Source organism: Mesorhizobium sp. M0659 (assembly GCF_040320605.1).
GTDB lineage: Bacteria > Pseudomonadota > Alphaproteobacteria > Rhizobiales > Rhizobiaceae > Mesorhizobium.
This window is the reverse complement of the sequence record NZ_JAMYPY010000024.1, coordinates 54,309-71,554: the sequence shown is the minus strand read 5'-3', so window position 1 is coordinate 71,554 and position 17,246 is coordinate 54,309. Positions and strand designations below refer to the sequence as shown.

Here is a 17,246-nt window from a genome sequence, read left to right as displayed (position 1 = left end):
CCCGCCTGCGTGGCGTTAATGGCGGGCCCCCAACATCCCCATTTAATCACCACGCGGGCTGGCGCCGCATTTGGGGTGCAGGGCCTCCCCTTCGGCTGCGTTGCCTTGTGGGGGGCCCACGGCGATGCCTTGGGAGGCGAAGGCTTCGTTGAGTTCGATGACATCGAATTGGTGCGGTGTCAGGCCGAGGCGAGCGCAGAGCTTTTGTGTCGCCGGAGCAGGGCCGATGCCCATGATGCGCGGCGCCACGCCGGCGGCAGCGCCGCCGAGGATGCGGGCGATCGGCGTCAGGCCGTGTTTTTTCACAGCCGCTTCGGAGGCGATGATCAGCGCCGCCGCGCCATCGTTGACGCCCGATGCGTTGCCGGCGGTGACCGTGCCGTCTTGCCGGAACGGCGTCGGCAATTTGGCCAGCGACTCGACCGTGGTGCCGGCGCGGGGATGCTCATCCTTCGATACGATAGTCGCATCGCCCTTTTTCTGCGGGACCGTCACCGGGGTAATCTCCTTCGCCAGCCGGCCATTGGCCTGTGCCGCGACGGCCTTGTCCTGGCTGCGCACGGCAAAGGCGTCCTGGTCGGCGCGCGACACTGAAAAATCCTCGGCGACGTTCTCGCCGGTCTCCGGCATGGAATCGACGCCATATTGTTTCTTCATCAGCGGGTTGATGAAACGCCAGCCGATGGTGGTGTCATGGATCTCGGCATGGCGTGAAAAGGCGGTCTCGGCCTTGGGCATGACGAAGGGCGCGCGGCTCATCGATTCGACGCCGCCGGCGATCATCAACTCGGCTTCGCCCGCCTTGATGGCGCGGGCGGCAATGGTGAGCGCGTCCATGCCGGACCCGCAGAGGCGATTGACGGTCGAGCCTGAAATTTCCTTCGGCAGTCCGGCCAGGAGCAGCGACATGCGGGCTACATTGCGGTTGTCCTCGCCGGCCTGATTGGCGCAGCCATAGACGACGTCGTCGACAGCCTGCCAGTCGATGCCGGCATTGCGCTCGACCAGCGCCTTCAGCGGGATGGCGCCAAGATCGTCGGCCCGCACCGACGACAGCGAGCCGCCGAAACGGCCGATCGGGGTGCGGATGTAATCGCAGATGAATGCCTCGGTCATGTCATGCGGCCTTTTCTTTTCCGCTTCCCTCATGCGCCGCCTTGGTGCGGGCCTGCAGGTCACGCAATGTCGTCAGCTCGAGTTCCGTCGGCGCCGGCGTTTCGTCAAGCGCCTCGGCGAACTTTACGATCCAGCCGCAGCTGTCCTGCACCTGCTGCCGCGTCACGCCGGGATGCAGCGACACCACGGTGAATTCCTTGCTCATCGGGTCGGGCTTCCAGATGGCGAGGTCGGTGATCAGCAGCGTCGGTCCAGCGGTCTCGATGCCGAGGCGCTGGCGATGGTCGCCGCCATTGCCATGGCCGAAGGAGGTGAAGAAGTCGATCTTCTCGACCATGCCGCGCTTGGACTGCGCCATGGTGATGTAGATCTCCTTCGACGAGGTGGCGATCTCCGGCGCGCCGCCGCCGCCGGGCAGGCGGGTCTTGGGATGCGCATAGTCGCCGATGATGGTGGTGTTGATGTTGCCGAACTTGTCGAGCTGGGCGGCACCGAGGAAACCGATCGAAATGCGACCGCCCTGCAGCCAGTAGCGAAACATCTCCGGCACCGAGACGGTCGTGACGGCGGTGTCGCAAAGTTCGCCGTCACCGATCGACAGCGGCAAAACATCGGGCGCGGTGCCGATGGTGCCGCTTTCATAGATCAGCGTGATGTCGGGCGCATGCGTCAGTCGCGCGACGTTGCAGGCGGCCGACGGCGCGCCAATGCCGACGAAGCAGACATCGTCGTTTTTCAGGGCTCGGCTGGCGGCAATCGTCATCATCTCATTGGGAGTAAAGCCGCTCATGCCGCGCTCCTCAGATGCTTTACGCGGCCGGCGAAATCGTCCGCCGTGCGTTCGAGGACATTGGCCTGCATCCAGGCCTTGAATTTTTCACGGTCAGCGGCGATGTCGTCCCATTCGAGATAGGCGGCATTGTCGCGCGCATAATAGCCGTGCGTGTACGAGGGATGCGAACCGCCTGATACCACCGAGATCGCAGCGATGGTCCAGCGCGGCAGCACGGTGAGATTGGGATGCAGGTCGTCGAAATTGTCGACGACTTCCTCTACCGTCACCACGGCGCGCTTGGCCGCGAGCACCGCTTCCTTCTGGATGCCGATAATGCCTTCGACCAGAACATTGCCTTTTTTGTCGGCCTTCTGAGCGTGGATGAAGGTCACGTCCGGTCGGATGGAAGGAACGGCGGCAAGCACCTCGCCGGTGAACGGGCAGGTGACCGAGCGGATGTTGGGATTGACTGCCGCCAGCCCGGCGCCGCGATAGCCGCGGAACACCGCGCAAGGCAGGCCGGCAGCTCCCGCCTCGTAGGCGTTGGCCATGCCGGCATGGCTGTGCTCCTCGATCTCGATCGACCGGGGGAAGCCGTTCTCGATGGCGTCGCGGGCGCGGCGCAGCAGGCCGACGCCGGGATTGCCGACATAGGAGAAGATGATCTTCTTGGCCATGCCCATGCCGATCATCTGGTCGTAGATCAGGTCGGGGGTCATGCGGATGAGCGTCAGGTCGCGAAAGCCCTGGCGGATGGCCTCATGCGCCGCCGCCGTCGGGATCAGATGCGTGAAGCCTTCGAAGGCGACCGTATCGCCATCATGCAGGTTCTCAGCCACGGCCTGTTTGAGCGGCAGGAAATTGACCATCGCCAAGAACTCCGAAGTTCAAAAAGTTCGTATTGCGAACATTTGTTTTGTATGAGATATTTTTACATCGCGCCGCCGAGACGAGTCAAGGCGGCGCATTGTCTTGCGGAGGCCGCATGGAGGACAAGGCAAAGACGCGCGACCATGTCGGCTCGCTGGAGCGCGGCCTTGCAGTCATGGAGATACTGGCCCGGCATCCGGCCGGGATGACGCTGACCGAAATGGCGGAGGAGGCGGGGCTGACCCGCGCCGGCGCGCGTCGCTTCCTGCTGACGCTGACCGCCACCGGCTATGCCACGCAATCCGGCCGGCAGTTTTCGCTCTCGCCGCGCCTGCTCGCCATCGTGCGCTCTTGGCTCGGCGGCGCCTCGCTGTGGACATTCGCGGCATCCATCATGCGCGACGTCGCGGGCCAATTCGACGAGGCCTGTAACGCGGCGGTGCTGTCGGGCGAGGAAGTCGTCTATGTCGCGCGCATTCCTGGCCGCCGCATCCTCAGCGTTTCGCTCGATGTCGGCACCAGGCTGCCGGCGCATTGCACCTCGATGGGGCGCGTCCTGCTTGCGGGGCTGGGCGCGGATGAGCTGAAGGCCTTGCTTGCAGAGGCGAGGATCGAACGGCGCACGCCGAAGACGATCACCAGCCGCGCCGCGCTGGCCAAGGCCATCGACGCGGCGAGGGCGGATGGCTTTGCCGTCGTCGATGAAGAGCTGGAACTTGGCCTGCGCTCGATAGCGGTGCCGATCTATGACCGCGCCGGCAAGACCGTGGCGGCGATCAACGTCTCGACGCAGTCGGCGCGGTTCTCCGTCGATGCGATGGAGCGGGATATCCTGCCAGCGCTGCGGACGGCCAAGCAACGGATTGAGGAATTTTTCTTCGTGTGAGCGCAAGGCTAATCGCCTGAGGGAAGCGCTGCCCCCGCTCTGTCTCGGAGACGGGACGCCCTGCGCGGTTAGCGTCGCCATGCGAACAAACGATGCCCGGGGCACCTGAGCACAACGCATATGCGTGAATCCAAATATATCGTTGACGTCGCCCTTCAACTCCAATATCGAACAGGACTATACAGGTTTATTGAACAGGTACCCATATGAAGCGGCGCGCGGTTCAACTGTCTCCCGGCACGGGCAAGCCCGAGCAGATCGCCACCGTTCTCGAACATGAGATCCGCTCCGGCGTGCTTGGCTTCGGCGACCGCCTGCAAAGCGAGAACGAACTCGTCCAGCGCTTTTCCGTCAGCCGCAACACGGTCCGCAAGGGCCTCGAGGAGCTGTCCAGCCGGGGGCTGATCACCACCAAAGTCGGCATCGGCTCCTTCGTCACCTTCGACGGCAAGCCGGTCGACGACGCCATCGGCTGGTCGCGGGCGCTGGCCAATGCCGGCGCCAATGCCGAGACGCGGACGCTGCGGCTTGAAGTGATCGAGGATGCCGATCTTGCCGCGCTGCTTGGCATCGAAAGCCCGTTCTTCATCGCCGTCGACCGGGTGCGCACCAATGCCAGCGACGGCCATGCGATCTCCATCGAACGCAGCCGCCTGCCGCTGTCGCTCGAACTGGAGGACGTGCCGCTGCGCGGCCTGCGCGAAGGCTCGCTGCACCAGACGCTGCGCGGCGCCGGCCTCATCCCAGACCATGGCGAGGAATGGGTCGGCATCGAGATGCTCAATGCCGAAGACGCCGCCATTCTCGGCTGCCCGCAAGGCACGCCGTTCCTGCGCGGACGCCGGCTGACGCGTGCGGCCGACGACCGGCCGATCGAATATGTAACCAGCCTGCTCAACCCGGCGCATTTCGCGCTGCATATGAGGTTTTGAGCGATGCCGGACAGAACCGACGACACGCTCGATCGCGCCATGGGCGCGCTTGTCGGTGGGGCGCTCGGTGATGCGCTCGGCATGCCGACGCAGCTTCTGTCGCCGGCGCGGATCGCCGAGCTATACGGCCATGTCGAGGATTTCGTGGCGCCGCTTGCCGATCATCCGGTGTCGAAGGGGCTCGTTGCCGGCACCATCACCGACGATACCGAACAGGCGTTGCTGCTCGGCCGCATCCTGGTTCAGTCCGGCGACCGCTTCGATCATGCGCGCTGGGTGAACGCACTGCTCGACTGGGAGCGCGAGGTCAAGGCGCGCGGCAGCTATGACCTGCTGGGACCATCGACCAAGCGCGCCATCGACGCCATCAATGACGGCGTGCCGGCGGAAGAGGCGGGAATCCGGGGCGACACCAATGGCGCGGCCATGCGCATCGCGCCGGTCGGCATCATGATGCCGCTGGAACCGTTCGATGCTTTTATCGCCAAGGTGGCGGAGACCTGCCGTGCGACGCACAACACCTCGATCGCCATTGCCTCGGCTGCCGCCGTCGCCGCCGCCGTCAGCCGTGGCATCGCCGGCGGCGACTGGCGTGCCGCTTCCGACAGCGCGGTAGCAGCCGCGCGGCGAGGCGCCAGGCTCGGACATTGGGTGACTGGTGGCGATATCGCCGCGCGTATCGCCTGGGCGCAGGAGCTCGTGCGCGGCAAGACCATGCGGGATGCGATCGGGCTCATCACCGATCTCGTCGGCACCGGTGTGGCCAGCCAGGAGTCCGTGCCGGCAGCTTTCGCCGTGCTTGAAGTCGCGCAGGGCGATCCCTGGCAAGCGGCAATCATCAGCGCCAATCTCGGCGGCGACACCGACACGATCGGCGCGATTGCCTCAGGCATGGCCGGCGCCTGCGTCGGCTTTTCGCAACTGCCGCAACAACACATTGCCGGGCTCGTCGGCATAGATATGGGGGAGGTGCGCTCGCTTGCCGAAGACCTCGTCGCGGCGCGCACGGCAAAGGCCAGCAAGGATGCCGCGGCATGAGTGGGCGTCTGGTCCATATCGGCAGCGCCGTCGTCGACTATGTCTACCGCATCGACGCCTTGCCGGCGCCGGGCTGCGAGAAGACCGCGTCGAGCTTTGCGCAGGTCGCCGGCGGCGGCTTCAACATGATGGTCGCGGCCAGCCGCACCGGCATGACGGTGGTGTTCGGCGGCCAGCTCGGCAGCGGACCGAATGGCGATTTTTTGCGCGCCGCGTTTGCGGCCGAAGGCATCATAACGCTGACGTCGCCATCGCCGGTCATGGACAGCGGCAATTGCGTCGCCATGATCTCCGGGGATGCCGAGCGCACCTTCGTGTCGTGGCCCGGTGCGGAGAGCATTCTCAGCCTCGAGATGATGAGGCCCGTGGCGGTCGCGCCTGATGATTGGGTGTTCACGTCGGGCTATACGCTGAGCTATTCCGGCAGCCGCGACGCGCTGACCGACTGGATCGAGGCGCTGCCAGAAAACATTCCCTTCGTTTTCGATCCAACGCCGGTCATCGCGGATATCCCACGTCCCATCCTGTCGCGGGTGCTTGCCCGTACGACATGGCTGAGCTGCAACATGACGGAAGCGGTCGAGATCGCTGGGCAAGGCGATGTCGAGGCACTCGCCGCCCGGCTGCTCGCCGACCACTGCCCAAAGGCCGAAGGCGTCGTTATCCGCGCCGGCGCCAAGGGCTGTTTCGTGAGGTTGGTCAATGGCGAGACGCAGACCATTGCCGGCTTCAAGGTCGATGCCATCGACACCAATGGCGCCGGCGACACCCATATCGGCGGTTTCGTCAGTGCACTCTCGCGCGGCGTGCATCCCTTCGAGGCGGCGCGCTATGCCAATGCGGCGGCAGCACTTTCCGTCACCCGCCATGGCGGCTCATCGGCGCCGACCGACAGCGAGATCCAGACTTTCCTGAGCCAGGCCGCCACGGGCGAGCCGGGCCAGAACCAGAAGGCCCATCAGACAGCCTGACCCGCCAAGCGGGCAAACAAGAGAGGAACGAACATGCGCATGCCAAGACTGACTGCCCTGCTGACGGCGACCGCCGTCATCACCTCCGCGCTCACGCTGGCCGCCAGTGCCGCCGAAGTGCATGTGCTCAACTGGAAGGGCTACGGCGCCGACGAGCCGTGGGCGATCGAAGCCTTCGAAAAGGCGACCGGCAACAAGGTCGTCAACGACTTCTTCAATTCCGAACAGGAAATGCTGACCAAGATCCGCACCAATCCGGGCCTCTATGACGTGGTCATGATCAACGCCGCCTTCAACGATCAGGCGATGGCGGAAAAGCTGATCCAGCCGATCGATGTCTCGAAGCTGCCGAACTATGCCGACATCAGCAAGGACAAGGCGCAATCGCCGATGCTCGACCATGACGGCAAGGTCTATGGCGTGCCGTGGGTGTGGGGCCTGACGGCGCTGGCAATCAACGAAAAGTCCTTCGACAAGCCACCGACCTCGATCGCCGAAATGTGGGACCCAGGGCATAAGGGCCGGGTCGTCATTCGCGACGACGCTGTCGAAGCGGTGCAGTTCGGCGCCATCGCCACCGGTCAGAATATCAACGACATCAAGGATATGGAAGCGGTCAAGGCGAAGCTGACCTCGCTGATGCCGCAGGTCAAGACGTTCTGGAGTTCGGAGAACGACTGGAACCAGATGGTCGCCTCCAACCAGATCGACATCGGCACCTATTGGAGCGGCTCGGCCGATCGCGCCAAGACCCACTTCAAGCTGCCGGTCTCGCTGGTCGTTCCGCAGGAAGGCGCCGTCGCCTGGCTCGACGCGTTCTCGATCCCGGTGGGCTCGAAGAATGTCGAAGGTGCGCAGGCCTTCATCAACTGGATGATCGATCCGAAATTCTATGTCGAATGGGTCACCAAGGTCGGCGCTCCGGTGTCGGCCAACACCAAGGCGGTGGAAGCGCTGCCTGAAGACTCCTTCAACCGCAAGGTGATGGGCGATCCCGAGGTGGCCAAGCGCATCCAGTTCCAGGCGCCGATCACCGACGCGCAACGCGAGGCCTATCTGGCGCTGTGGCAGCAGCTCAAAGTCGACGTGAAGTAACGCTCACGTCCGGACCAGCCGGCGGTTGGCGCCGGCTGGCCCTTCAATCCTGGGGAGGAGGGTATCATGGCAGTACAGGGTGCGGTCGCGTCGCGCAGCGGGCTGAGATCGGCCCTGCCGCTGCTGGCGCCGGCCTATCTCTGGCTGACGGTGGCGATCTTCCTGCCGCTCTCGGCCATGGTGTTCTTCTCCTTCATGACCGACCTGCCGCTGTCGGGAAAGCCGTGGGCCTTCACCCTTGGCAATTACGCCGCCTTCTTCTCGCAGAGCCTGTACCTGACGCTGCTGCTCGCTTCGCTGCGGCTCGGCCTCGAAGTGACTTTGTGGTGCGTCGTCATCGGTTATCCCGCAGCCTATGTATTGGCCAAGGTGCTGAAGGGGCGCAGCCGCGAGGCGATTTTCCTGCTGGTCATCCTGCCGTTCTGGTCGAACGGGCTGGTGCGCATCTTCTCCTGGGCGATGGTGCTGCGCGAGGGCGGCATTCTAGACACGGCGCTCAACGCCGTGCTGCCGTTCAAGATCAACATCGACCTGATGTATTCCTATCCCGCAATCATCATCGGCCTGGTGCACTCCTACGTGCCCTATATGGTGCTGACCTGCTATCTCACGCTGCAGGCAATCGACGACTCGCTGATCGAGGCCGGGCGCTCGCTCGGCGCCTCGCGGCTGCAGGTGCTGAAGCGGGTGATCATCCCGCTGTCTATGCCCGGCCTGGTGGCAGGTGCGGCACTGATCTTCGTGCCGGTCGTCGGCTCGTTCATGGAGCCGCGCATTCTCGGCGGTCGCACCGGCACCTTCTACGGCACGGTGATCGAAGACCAGTTCGTCGCCGTGTTCAACTGGCCGCTTGGTGCGGCATTGTCGTTCATCCTGCTCGCCGTCGTGCTAGTCATCCTCGCAGTTGCCTCGCCGGTGCTGAAGAGGGCCGCGTGATGAAGACCACCCGCATCCTCCAAGGGCTGGGCCGGTTTTACATCTTCCTGCTGCTCGCCTTCCTCTATCTGCCGATCATCATCATGGCGCTGATGTCGTTCAACGTCTCGCCCTTCTACCAATTGCCGTTCGAATGGACGACGGAATGGTATGCCTCGCTCTGGCAGAACGACCAGCTGATCGCGGCCACCTGGAACAGCCTCGAGATCGCGGTCATCACCACGCTCATCTCAGGGGTGCTTGGCTCGGCCGCTTCGCTAGCGCTGTTCCGCTATGATTTCCGCGGCAAGAAAGTGCTGCAGGCGCTGCTGTTTCCGCCAATCGCCATTCCGTGGCTGATCACCGGCACGGCGATGCTGATCTTCTTCTTCGGCGTCGGCATTGGCCGCGGCCTGTTCGCCATCCTGCTCGGCCATGTGGCGCTGGCGCTGCCCTATGTCATCGTCGTCGTCTCGGCCCGGCTGCAGACTTTTGCACCGGAGCTGGAAGAGGCGGCGCGCTCGCTCGGCGCCAACCAGTGGCAAGTGACGAGGCGCGTGACGCTGCCGTGGATCATGCCCGGCGTCATTGCCGGCGGCTTGTTCGCATTTGCCGTGTCGTTCGACCAGTTCGTCGTCTCCTACTTCCTGGCGACGCCGGGCCAGACGACGCTGCCGGTCGAAATCTACGCCGCGATCCGCAAGGGGTTCACGCCCGAGATCAACGCGGTCTCGACCATCATCATCGTCGTGTCGATGGCGCTGATGCTGCTCACGGCGCGCTTCTTCAAATTCGGCGGAGAGAAATAATGGCCGGCGTGCAGGTATCGAACGTCTCCCGCAGTTTTGGCGCGCACAAGGCGCTGGACGACGTCTCCATCGATTTCGCCGATGGCGGTTTCTATGGGCTGCTTGGCCCCTCGGGCAGCGGCAAGACCACGCTGCTGCGCCAGATCGCCGGCTTCGACTTTCCCGATACTGGCCGCATCACCATTGGCGGTGAGAGTGTGGAACGCGTGCCGGTCGAAAAGCGACGCATCGGCATGGTGTTCCAGAACTATGCGCTGTTTCCCAATATGAGCGTCGCCGATAATGTCGCCTTCGGCCTGTCGGTGCGCGGCGAAACGAAAGCGACGATCGCCACCGAAGTGCAGCGCGCGCTCGATCTCGTCCAACTCGGCAAGCTCGGCGAGCGCCGGCCGCACCAGCTCTCCGGCGGCCAACGCCAGCGTGTGGCGCTGGCACGGGCCATCGTCACCAAGCCGCGAGTGCTGCTGCTCGACGAGCCGCTCGGCGCGCTCGACAAGGCGCTGCGCGTCGACATGCAGATCGAGCTGAAGCGCATCCAGCGCGAGATCGGCATCACCACCATCTTCGTCACCCACGACCAGGAAGAGGCGCTGACGATGAGCGACCGCATCGGCATATTGCGGGACGGCAGGCTCGTGCAGGAAGGGCCGCCGGAGGAAATCTACGACCGGCCGAAGAGTGAATTCGCCGCCACCTTCCTCGGTGACGCCAATATCCTTCGCGGCGATGCGACCAGCAACGGCATCCGGCTGCCTGATGGCACGGCGATTGCCGCCGGGGTGGGTGGTCGGCTTGCCGCCGGCACAAAGGCCAGCTGCGCCGTGCGACCCGAACGCATTCGTATCGCCACCGATGCCGAGGCATCGAGCGGCAATGCCAACACGCTGAAGGGGCAAGTCTCCAAGCGCATCTTCGCCGGCAACAACAGCACCTATTTCGTCGAGCGCGCCGGCCAGACGTTGAAAGTCATCGTCCAGAATACCGGCAGTGACCGGCTGGCCGAGGGCCAGAATGTAATGCTCAGCTGGTCGCCGGAAAGCACCGTGCTGATTGCCGCAAACTAGTTCGCACCGTCACCCCGGCATGGTTCTGATGGGAATTGATGGAGCGGACCTTGGCTGATGGGCCGGCCATGGCGTTATATCCTGTCGTCCAAGGGAGGAATGGATGGCAGGCCAGGGTTTCGAGCCGGATGTGAGGGTTCGCACCAGCGAATACCGGATCGGTTGCATCGGCGCCGGCATGATCATGGCCGAATGCCATCTTGCCGCCTATGCGCAGGCCGGTTTCCCAGTCGTCGCCATCGCCTCGCGCACCAAGGCCAGCGCCGAGAAGGTAGCTGCACGCTGGAGCATTCCGACCGTCCACGACACGCCGGAACAACTGATCGAGAATCCCGAGATCGAGATCGTCGACCTTGCGTTTCCGCCCGATCTGCAGCCGGCGCTGATCCGCCATGCGCTGAAGCAGCCTCACATCAAGGCGATCCTGGCGCAGAAGCCACTGGCGCTGTCGGTCGATGAAGCCGTGAAGCTGCGCGACGAAGCATCAAAGTCCGGCAAGATCCTCTCGGTCAACTAGAACATGCGCTACGACCAGTCGATGCGCGTTCTGAAGCAGATCATCGACAGCAGCGCGCTGGGCGACATCGTCTTCGCGCAGATCGACATGCATGCCATCCCGCACTGGCAGACTTTCCTTCAGGACTACGACCGGCTGACGCTGGCCAATATGAGCGTGCATCATCTCGACGTGCTGCGCTTCCTGTTCGGCGATCCCTCGGAAATCACCACGCTGACACGCAAGGACCCGCGCACTACATTCGAGCATAGCGACGGCATCACCGTCTCGACGCTGCGCTTTCCCTCCGGCGTGCTCGCTGTGTCGCTGGAGGACGTCTGGTCCGGACCGCGCCAGGAGGGCTATCTGGACGACCAGCACATCAACTGGCGGGTCGACGGCACCAAGGGTGTCGCCAAAGGCACGATCGGCTGGCCGAAAGGCGTGGCCTCGACGCTGACCTATGCCTCGACCGAGACGACCGGCGGCGAATGGGTCAGCCCGAGCTGGGACACGATGTGGTTCCCGCATGCCTTCATCGGCGTCATGGAGCAACTGCAGCACGCCTTGAAGACCGGCACGCCGCCGGCATTATCGGTGGCCGACAACGTCAAGACGATGGCGCTGGTCGAGGCCGGCTATCGCTCGATGGCGCAAGGCCGCACCGTCAAACTGTCCGAGATATCGATCGACTGAACATGCGCGCCGAATAGTGTGGCGGCTGAATCGCTTACCGGGAGGAGTTCACATCATGATGCAGGCAGGTATCTTCACCGGCTATTTCCCCTACGAGCTCGCGGAGGCCGCCCGCCGCATCCGCGCACTCGGCTTTAACACAGTGCAGCTCGACATGCATTTCAGGGATGTCGATCTCACAGCCGGGCAGATCACCGGGGACAAGGCGAGGACAGTGCGCGACACGTTTCGCGACCACAATCTGCCGGTCTGCTGCATCTCCGGCTACACCAACATTATCCACCCCGATAAAGTCGAGCGCGAGAAGCGCGTCGGCTATCTCAAGGAAATCATCCGCAATGCGCGCGACTTCGGCTCGCCCTACGTGATCTCGGAGACCGGCACCTACAACACCGAATCCGACTGGGTGCATCATCCCAAAAACAAGACCGAGGAAGGCTTCGAGGAATGCCGCAAGGTGATCTCGGACCTTGCCCAGACGGCTTACGACCACGGCGCGGTGTTCCTGCTCGAAACCTATGTCAACAATGTCGTCGGCTCGGTCGAGGAGACGGTCAAAATGTTCGCGCAGGTCGACCATCCAGGCCTCGGCCTGCTGATGGATCCGACCAACTATTTCGAGGCGCACAATATCGACCGCATGGACCAGGTGCTGAACCAGGTGTTCGACACGCTGGCCGACAAGATCCGGATCGCGCATGCCAAGGATGTGAAACGCTCCGGCAGCGACAAGACGGAAAAGCATGCCGATATCGGCGATGCGGATGCGCATGAGGGGCTGACCTTCCGCGGCGTCGGCGAGATCGAATTGCCGGCGCCCGGTCTCGGCTCGCTCAACTACGACCTCTATCTGAAGCGGCTCAGCGAAAAGCACCCGAACATCCCGGTCATCATCGAGCATCTGACCGAGGACGACGTGCCGCGCGCAAAGACATTCCTCGACGGGAAATTCCGCGCCAACGGTCTCTAAGGGCAGGGCGAGACGGTGATGGCGACGGCCAAGACAAAGCGCGATTACGGCCTGGTCGGCGAAAGCACCCGCCGGGCGATCGAGACCGGGCTGGCCTCGGCCGAGTGGTATCACACCGACGTGCCGCGCAAGGCAATGAAGGAACTGATGCAGCGCTCCGACGGGCCGGCGATCCGCGATACCATCATCTGGATCGCAGCCATCCTGGGCTCGGCCGCCGGCATCATCTGGTTCTGGGGCACGTGGTGGGTGGTGCCGTTCCTGCTCGTCTATGGCGTGCTGTATGGATCGTCGAGCGACTCGCGCTGGCATGAATGCGGCCATGGCACCGCTTTCCGCACACGCTGGATGAACGATGCGATCTACGAAATCGCCAGCTTCATGGTGGTGCGCAATCCGGTGCAATGGCGCTGGAGCCATGCGCGGCATCACACCGACACGATCATCGTCGGCCGTGACGCCGAGATCGCGGTAATGCGGCCGCCAAATCTGGTCAAGGCGGCGCTTGCCTTCACCGGCATTCTCGATTTCCGTTATTCGCTGCCGATCCTGGCGCGCCAGGCGTTGGGCAAGCTGTCGGACGACGAAAAGAGCTACATTCCTGAGACCGAACAGGGCAAGGCCATCACGGCGGCGCGCTGGCATGTCGCCGTGTACGTTGCGACGATCGCCCTCGCGATCGCGCTGGGTTCATGGCTGCCGCTGGTGCTGATCGGCCTGCCGCGTCTTTATGGCAGCTGGCACATGGTTCTGACCGGCCTGCTCCAGCATATCGGGTTGGCCGACAATGTCGTCGACCACCGGCTGAACACGCGCACCGTCTACATGAACCCGGTCAGCCGCTTCATCTACTGGAACATGAATTACCACGTCGAGCATCACATGTTTCCGATGGTGCCCTACCATGCGCTGCCGAGGCTGCACGAGCTGGTCAAGCACGACCTGCCGGCGGCGAACCCGTCCATGTGGCATGCCTATCGCGAGGTCTGGCCGGTGCTGCTGAAGCAGCTGCGGTACGAGGATTATTTCCTCAAGCGCGAATTGCCGCCGACGGCGCGGCCCTATCGCGGTGAATTTCACGAGCTCGATATGTCGGCGGCGGCCGAGTAGCGAATAAACCACCCGCCTTCTATCCGGCCTGTTACGGGGCCGGTAAGGTGACCGGGAAAAGCAACCAGCCAACAGGGACATCCCGATGAGCCGAAAGAGACCGACCGTCGCCGATCTGCGCGCCATGAAGGGCAAGCGCCAGCTGACCATGCTGCGCGTCCTGACCATGGACGAGGCCGAGGCTGCCGAGCGGGCAGGGGTCGATATCGTCTCGGTGCCGCCCGAGCTGGTGCTCAACCCTGAGTATCGCGATGCGGCGCCCAGCCTGTTCACCATGCCGGGCGAGAATTTTTATGAGATCGGCACGGCGGACGATTTCCTGCGCTGGGCGTTCCGGCTCTACAAGGCCGGCGCCGACGCCGTTTATTGCAGCGCCGGTTTCGCCACCGTGAAGCGGCTCGCCGACGACGCGATCCCCGTCATCGGCCATGTCGGCCTCATTCCGTCCCGCGCCACCTGGACCGGCGGCTTCAAGGCCGTCGGCAAGACCGCCGACACCGCCATGCAGATTTTTGAGGCGGTCAAGCAGTATGAGGCCGTTGGAGCTCTCGGCGCCGAGATCGAAGTGGTGCCGATCGAGGTGGCGAAGGCGATCTCGGAACGGACCTCGCTGATCATGCTGTCGATGGGTGCGGGCACCGGCTGCGACGCGCAATATCTGTTCGCCGACGATATTCTTGGCCAGAACCGGGGCCACATGCCGCGCCATTCCAAGGTCTACCGCAACTTCGCCGCCGAGTACGATCGCCTGCAGGCCGAACGAGTCGCGGCGTTTTCCGAGTACGTTGCCGACGTCGATAGCGGCGCCTATCCGGAAGACAGGCATGTCCTGCGCATGGATCCGGCCGAGCTCAGCCTGTTCATGAAACGGGTGGACGCAAAGGGCTGACTACTCGGCCTCCTTGCCGATCATCGCTGCACCTTGCCATGTTCCGTCGGCGAGCATGGCATGGAGCACCTCGGCATCCGTTCCCAGCGGCCGGTCCTCCCTGAGCATCGCTACATGCGCGCGCACCGCGGTATGGACCGCTGCCGTGCCGGGCGCCAGCTTGAGACCGTCGCGCAGGTCCACGGCCTGTGCAGCGGCCATCAGTTCGAAGGCGATCAGCCGTCGCCACAGCGCGATCATCCCGGCGCATTTCGACACGGCAAGCGGCGTCTGCGTGGCGTGGTCCTCTACGCCTTCGGACACGGCCAGGAAATCCAGCATCACCGGATTGGCCTTGTGGCGGATGCCGGCCAGGATTGCCGTTGCCGTCTTTTGCAGCGGCACGAAACCGGCCGAGGCGCCGCCAACTGGCGACAGATATCTGGGCAGACCGTTGCGGCCGGAGCCGGCGAGCTGGATGAAGCGGGCAACGCTTGCCGCGGCGCATTGTGCGATCGCGAGGCCGAGCGTCTCGAAGGCCAGCGCCAGCGATGCGGTGTGGAAATTGCCGGTCGACAGAACCAGCCCGTCATCGCCCAGCACCAGTGGATTGTCGGCGGCGGCATTGAGTTCGATCTCCAGCGCCAGCCGCGCCTGGTCGATCGCCTGGATCAATGCACCATGGATCGACGGCATGCAGCGGATCGACAGCGGGTCCTGCAGGGTGGTCGGCGCCGGCTCTTCGTCGCGGGCAAGCAGGTAGCGCAAGCCCTTGGCCGCGAGTTGCTGGCAGGCTGCCGGCCGCGCCAGATGCAGGCGCGGATCGAGGATGGTGCGGTTGGCGCCAAACCCTTCCATGGTCAGCGCGCCGGCCTGCTGCTGTTGCGCAAAGGCCGACAGCGCGTCGGCCAGTACCAACGCGCCAGTGCCGGCTGATACCGCCGAGGCGTTGATCAGCGACAGGCCGTCTTTCGGCGCCAGGCTGATCGGAGCCAACCGCGCCATCATCAACGCCTTGGCCGCCGGCATGCGCCGACCCTGATAGTCAGCTTCGCCGTCGCCGGTCAGCAGACGGGCGAGCGCCGTCATCAGCAGGAGATCGCCGGCGCCGATCGAGCCCAGCTGCGGCATTACCGGATGCACGCCGGCATTGAGCGCATCGACAAGGGCGGTGAAAGCCGCCGGCGAAATGCCGGAACCGCCAACAGAGAACATCGCGGCACGGGCAAACATGGTCGCCCGCACCGCCTCTTGGGGCAACGGTTCGCCGACAGCGCCGCTGCGCCCTTCCAGCAACTGGCGCTGGAAGGCGCTGGCATCGCCCTCGACCGATGTGCCGAGATTGGCGCCGAGCCCGGTGTTGAGGCCGTAAATCTGCTGGCCGGACGCGGCGACCTGGTCGAGCACTTTTCGCGCTTTGTCGAGCCTCTCGATGACTGTCGGTTCAACCTCGACCTTGCGGCCGCCGCGGGCAACCTGCGCAACGTCCTCGACGCTGACGCCGGCGCCGGTGAGGACGAGCGCGCTCATGCGAAGCGCAGCCTCTGGCCGATACCTTTATCTCCTGCTTTGGCCAGCATCGCCTTGCCCAGCGCAATGTCGGACAGCGACAGGCCGCGATGCCAGAACAGGATCGTCTCGTCGTCGCTTTCGCGTCCAGCTTTGAGGCCGGCGGCGATCTGGCCGAGTTCGGCATGCAGCGTCTTTTCGCTCAGCCTTCCGGTTTCGACATGGGCGCGCAGCGAGCCGAACTTGCCGCCCTTGCACTGGCCCCAATCGTCGACGACCATTTTCTGCATGATGTCGGTCAGCGACAGCTCCACCGCGCTCATCGTGCCGTAGGGCACGACCAGTGCACCAGGCTTGATCCATTCGGTCTTGAGCAGCGGCTGCGGCTCCGGCAGCCGTGAGGCTTCGACGACGATGTCGGCGCCCTTGATGCAGCTTTCCCAGTCGGCAACCGCGGTAACTTTCTTGCCGAGATCGGCCGAGAGTTTGGCAGCGAAGCCGTCGCGGCTTTCCGGGCGGCGCGAATGGACGCGGATCTCGTCGAAGTCGAAGAGATGGTCGAGCAGGCGCACATTCCAGTAGGCGGTGCCGCGCGCGCCGATATGGGCCAGCACCTTGGAGTTCTTGCGCGCCAGATGTTTGGCGCCGATGGCGGTGACAGCGCCGGTGCGCATGTCGGTGATGACGGTGGCATCGAGAATGGCGCGCGGCGTGCCGGTGCGCGGATCGAACAGATTGAGGATGCCGAATTCCGAGGGCAGGCCGTGCAGATAATTGTCGACATAATCGCCGACGATCTTCACGCCGGCCGTATCGAGCGGCGCGACGTAGCCGCGCAGCACATTGAAGTGGCCGTGGAAGGAGGGATCGGGCTCGAGATGGACGCGGGGCTCTATCACCGTCTGGCCGTTGCCTTGCGCGACAAGCCCGGCTTCGACGGCGGCGATGATTTCGCCATCGCTCATCTCAAGGGCTTCGATATCGAGAGCATTGAGGTAGTCGATATAGATAGGCTTCATGCAATGTCCTTGGCCACCCCGCCCATCCATAACAGGCCGCGGCGCGACACGGAAGTTTGTTGGATAAGCTCTGGACTGGGCCAGCCATATGCTGTTCAACGCGGTTC

15 protein-coding genes and 2 pseudogenes are annotated in these 17,246 nt (G+C 64.0%); 12 read left to right on the top strand and 5 right to left on the bottom strand.

Translation table 11 applies throughout. The features are described 5' to 3' along the window. Positions 1–116: 116 nt before the first annotated feature. From NKI31_RS27295 to NKI31_RS27285, 3 genes and pseudogenes are all read right to left on the bottom strand, one after another. Positions 117–1,116: pseudogene (locus tag NKI31_RS27295) on the bottom strand (thiolase family protein); the annotation flags it as partial. Position 1,117: 1 nt separating this feature from the next. Continuing rightward, positions 1,118–1,906, bottom strand: coding sequence for a CoA-transferase subunit beta (locus NKI31_RS27290; protein ID WP_023685267.1), 789 nt, complete (start codon positions 1,904–1,906; stop codon positions 1,118–1,120). After that, positions 1,903–2,760 (bottom strand): CoA transferase subunit A, encoded by an 858-nt coding sequence (locus NKI31_RS27285; RefSeq protein ID WP_352653036.1) that lies wholly within the window; start codon positions 2,758–2,760, stop codon positions 1,903–1,905. The genes NKI31_RS27290 and NKI31_RS27285 overlap by 4 nt, the downstream gene beginning before the upstream one ends. A 116-nt stretch (positions 2,761–2,876) precedes the next feature. On the opposite strand from NKI31_RS27285, the gene NKI31_RS27280 reads away from it, so the two are divergent. From NKI31_RS27280 to NKI31_RS27225, 12 genes and pseudogenes are all read left to right on the top strand, one after another. Further along, a complete protein-coding gene (locus tag NKI31_RS27280; protein ID WP_023733152.1) occupies positions 2,877–3,647 on the top strand; it encodes an IclR family transcriptional regulator domain-containing protein in 771 nt (256 codons plus the stop codon). 206 nt (positions 3,648–3,853) lie between these two features. Further along, on the top strand, positions 3,854–4,579 hold the full coding sequence (locus NKI31_RS27275) for a GntR family transcriptional regulator (RefSeq protein WP_352653035.1): 726 nt from the start codon (positions 3,854–3,856) through the stop codon (positions 4,577–4,579). A gap of 3 nt (positions 4,580–4,582) precedes the next feature. Continuing rightward, on the top strand, positions 4,583–5,617 hold the full coding sequence (locus NKI31_RS27270; RefSeq protein WP_023733151.1) for an ADP-ribosylglycohydrolase family protein: 1,035 nt from the start codon (positions 4,583–4,585) through the stop codon (positions 5,615–5,617). Beyond that, complete coding sequence (locus NKI31_RS27265) at positions 5,614–6,588, top strand: PfkB family carbohydrate kinase (protein ID WP_352497899.1); 975 nt, start codon at positions 5,614–5,616, stop codon at positions 6,586–6,588. Before NKI31_RS27270 ends, NKI31_RS27265 begins: the two co-directional genes overlap by 4 nt. A 33-nt stretch (positions 6,589–6,621) precedes the next feature. After that, entirely contained in the window at positions 6,622–7,683 is a 1,062-nt protein-coding gene (locus NKI31_RS27260; protein WP_352653034.1) for an ABC transporter substrate-binding protein, read from the top strand. A gap of 66 nt (positions 7,684–7,749) precedes the next feature. Further along, complete coding sequence (locus NKI31_RS27255; protein ID WP_023702159.1) at positions 7,750–8,619, top strand: ABC transporter permease; 870 nt, start codon at positions 7,750–7,752, stop codon at positions 8,617–8,619. Next, the gene (locus NKI31_RS27250) at positions 8,619–9,407 is read left to right on the top strand and encodes an ABC transporter permease (RefSeq protein ID WP_352653037.1); all 789 of its coding nucleotides are present in this window, start codon (positions 8,619–8,621) and stop codon (positions 9,405–9,407) included. The genes NKI31_RS27255 and NKI31_RS27250 overlap by 1 nt, the downstream gene beginning before the upstream one ends. Next, positions 9,407–10,471: an ABC transporter ATP-binding protein gene (locus NKI31_RS27245; RefSeq protein WP_352653033.1), complete on the top strand. Its 1,065-nt coding sequence runs from the start codon at positions 9,407–9,409 to the stop codon at positions 10,469–10,471. The genes NKI31_RS27250 and NKI31_RS27245 overlap by 1 nt, the downstream gene beginning before the upstream one ends. Before the next feature lie 103 nt (positions 10,472–10,574). After that, a pseudogene (locus tag NKI31_RS27240) lies at positions 10,575–11,663 on the top strand (Gfo/Idh/MocA family protein). Between the two features lie 55 nt (positions 11,664–11,718). Next, positions 11,719–12,633 carry a sugar phosphate isomerase/epimerase family protein gene (locus NKI31_RS27235; protein ID WP_352653032.1) on the top strand — a complete coding sequence of 305 codons (915 nt, stop codon included), beginning with the start codon at positions 11,719–11,721 and terminating at the stop codon, positions 12,631–12,633. A gap of 18 nt (positions 12,634–12,651) precedes the next feature. Continuing rightward, the gene (locus tag NKI31_RS27230) at positions 12,652–13,743 is read left to right on the top strand and encodes a fatty acid desaturase family protein (RefSeq protein WP_352653031.1); all 1,092 of its coding nucleotides are present in this window, start codon (positions 12,652–12,654) and stop codon (positions 13,741–13,743) included. An 85-nt stretch (positions 13,744–13,828) separates the two neighbouring features. Continuing rightward, positions 13,829–14,632, top strand: coding sequence for a 3-methyl-2-oxobutanoate hydroxymethyltransferase (locus NKI31_RS27225; protein WP_352653030.1), 804 nt, complete (start codon positions 13,829–13,831; stop codon positions 14,630–14,632). On the opposite strand, the gene NKI31_RS27220 is transcribed toward NKI31_RS27225, so the two are convergent. Together NKI31_RS27220 and NKI31_RS27215 are read right to left on the bottom strand one after the other, a co-directional pair. Further along, entirely contained in the window at positions 14,633–16,141 is a 1,509-nt protein-coding gene (locus NKI31_RS27220) for an HAL/PAL/TAL family ammonia-lyase (RefSeq protein ID WP_352653029.1), read from the bottom strand. Then, the gene (locus NKI31_RS27215) at positions 16,138–17,139 is read right to left on the bottom strand and encodes an ornithine cyclodeaminase family protein (RefSeq protein ID WP_352653028.1); all 1,002 of its coding nucleotides are present in this window, start codon (positions 17,137–17,139) and stop codon (positions 16,138–16,140) included. Before NKI31_RS27215 ends, NKI31_RS27220 begins: the two co-directional genes overlap by 4 nt. Positions 17,140–17,246 lie beyond the last annotated feature (107 nt).

Excerpts from the sequence above, each read along its gene's own strand:
- NKI31_RS27280 (WP_023733152.1), top strand. The coding sequence starts at position 2,877 with ATGGAGGACAAGGCAAAGACGCGCGACCATGTCGGCTCGCTGGAGCGC.
- NKI31_RS27235 (WP_352653032.1), top strand. The coding sequence starts at position 11,719 with ATGATGCAGGCAGGTATCTTCACCGGCTATTTCCCCTACGAGCTCGCG.
- NKI31_RS27260 (WP_352653034.1), top strand. The coding sequence starts at position 6,622 with ATGCGCATGCCAAGACTGACTGCCCTGCTGACGGCGACCGCCGTCATC.
- NKI31_RS27230 (WP_352653031.1), top strand. The coding sequence starts at position 12,652 with ATGGCGACGGCCAAGACAAAGCGCGATTACGGCCTGGTCGGCGAAAGC.
- NKI31_RS27215 (WP_352653028.1), bottom strand. The coding sequence starts at position 17,139 with ATGAAGCCTATCTATATCGACTACCTCAATGCTCTCGATATCGAAGCC.
- NKI31_RS27270 (WP_023733151.1), top strand. The coding sequence starts at position 4,583 with ATGCCGGACAGAACCGACGACACGCTCGATCGCGCCATGGGCGCGCTT.
- NKI31_RS27285 (WP_352653036.1), bottom strand. The coding sequence starts at position 2,760 with ATGGTCAATTTCCTGCCGCTCAAACAGGCCGTGGCTGAGAACCTGCAT.
- NKI31_RS27290 (WP_023685267.1), bottom strand. The coding sequence starts at position 1,906 with ATGAGCGGCTTTACTCCCAATGAGATGATGACGATTGCCGCCAGCCGA.
- NKI31_RS27220 (WP_352653029.1), bottom strand. The coding sequence starts at position 16,141 with ATGAGCGCGCTCGTCCTCACCGGCGCCGGCGTCAGCGTCGAGGACGTT.
- NKI31_RS27245 (WP_352653033.1), top strand. The coding sequence starts at position 9,407 with ATGGCCGGCGTGCAGGTATCGAACGTCTCCCGCAGTTTTGGCGCGCAC.
- NKI31_RS27225 (WP_352653030.1), top strand. The coding sequence starts at position 13,829 with ATGAGCCGAAAGAGACCGACCGTCGCCGATCTGCGCGCCATGAAGGGC.
- NKI31_RS27275 (WP_352653035.1), top strand. The coding sequence starts at position 3,854 with ATGAAGCGGCGCGCGGTTCAACTGTCTCCCGGCACGGGCAAGCCCGAG.
- NKI31_RS27265 (WP_352497899.1), top strand. The coding sequence starts at position 5,614 with ATGAGTGGGCGTCTGGTCCATATCGGCAGCGCCGTCGTCGACTATGTC.
- NKI31_RS27250 (WP_352653037.1), top strand. The coding sequence starts at position 8,619 with ATGAAGACCACCCGCATCCTCCAAGGGCTGGGCCGGTTTTACATCTTC.
- NKI31_RS27255 (WP_023702159.1), top strand. The coding sequence starts at position 7,750 with ATGGCAGTACAGGGTGCGGTCGCGTCGCGCAGCGGGCTGAGATCGGCC.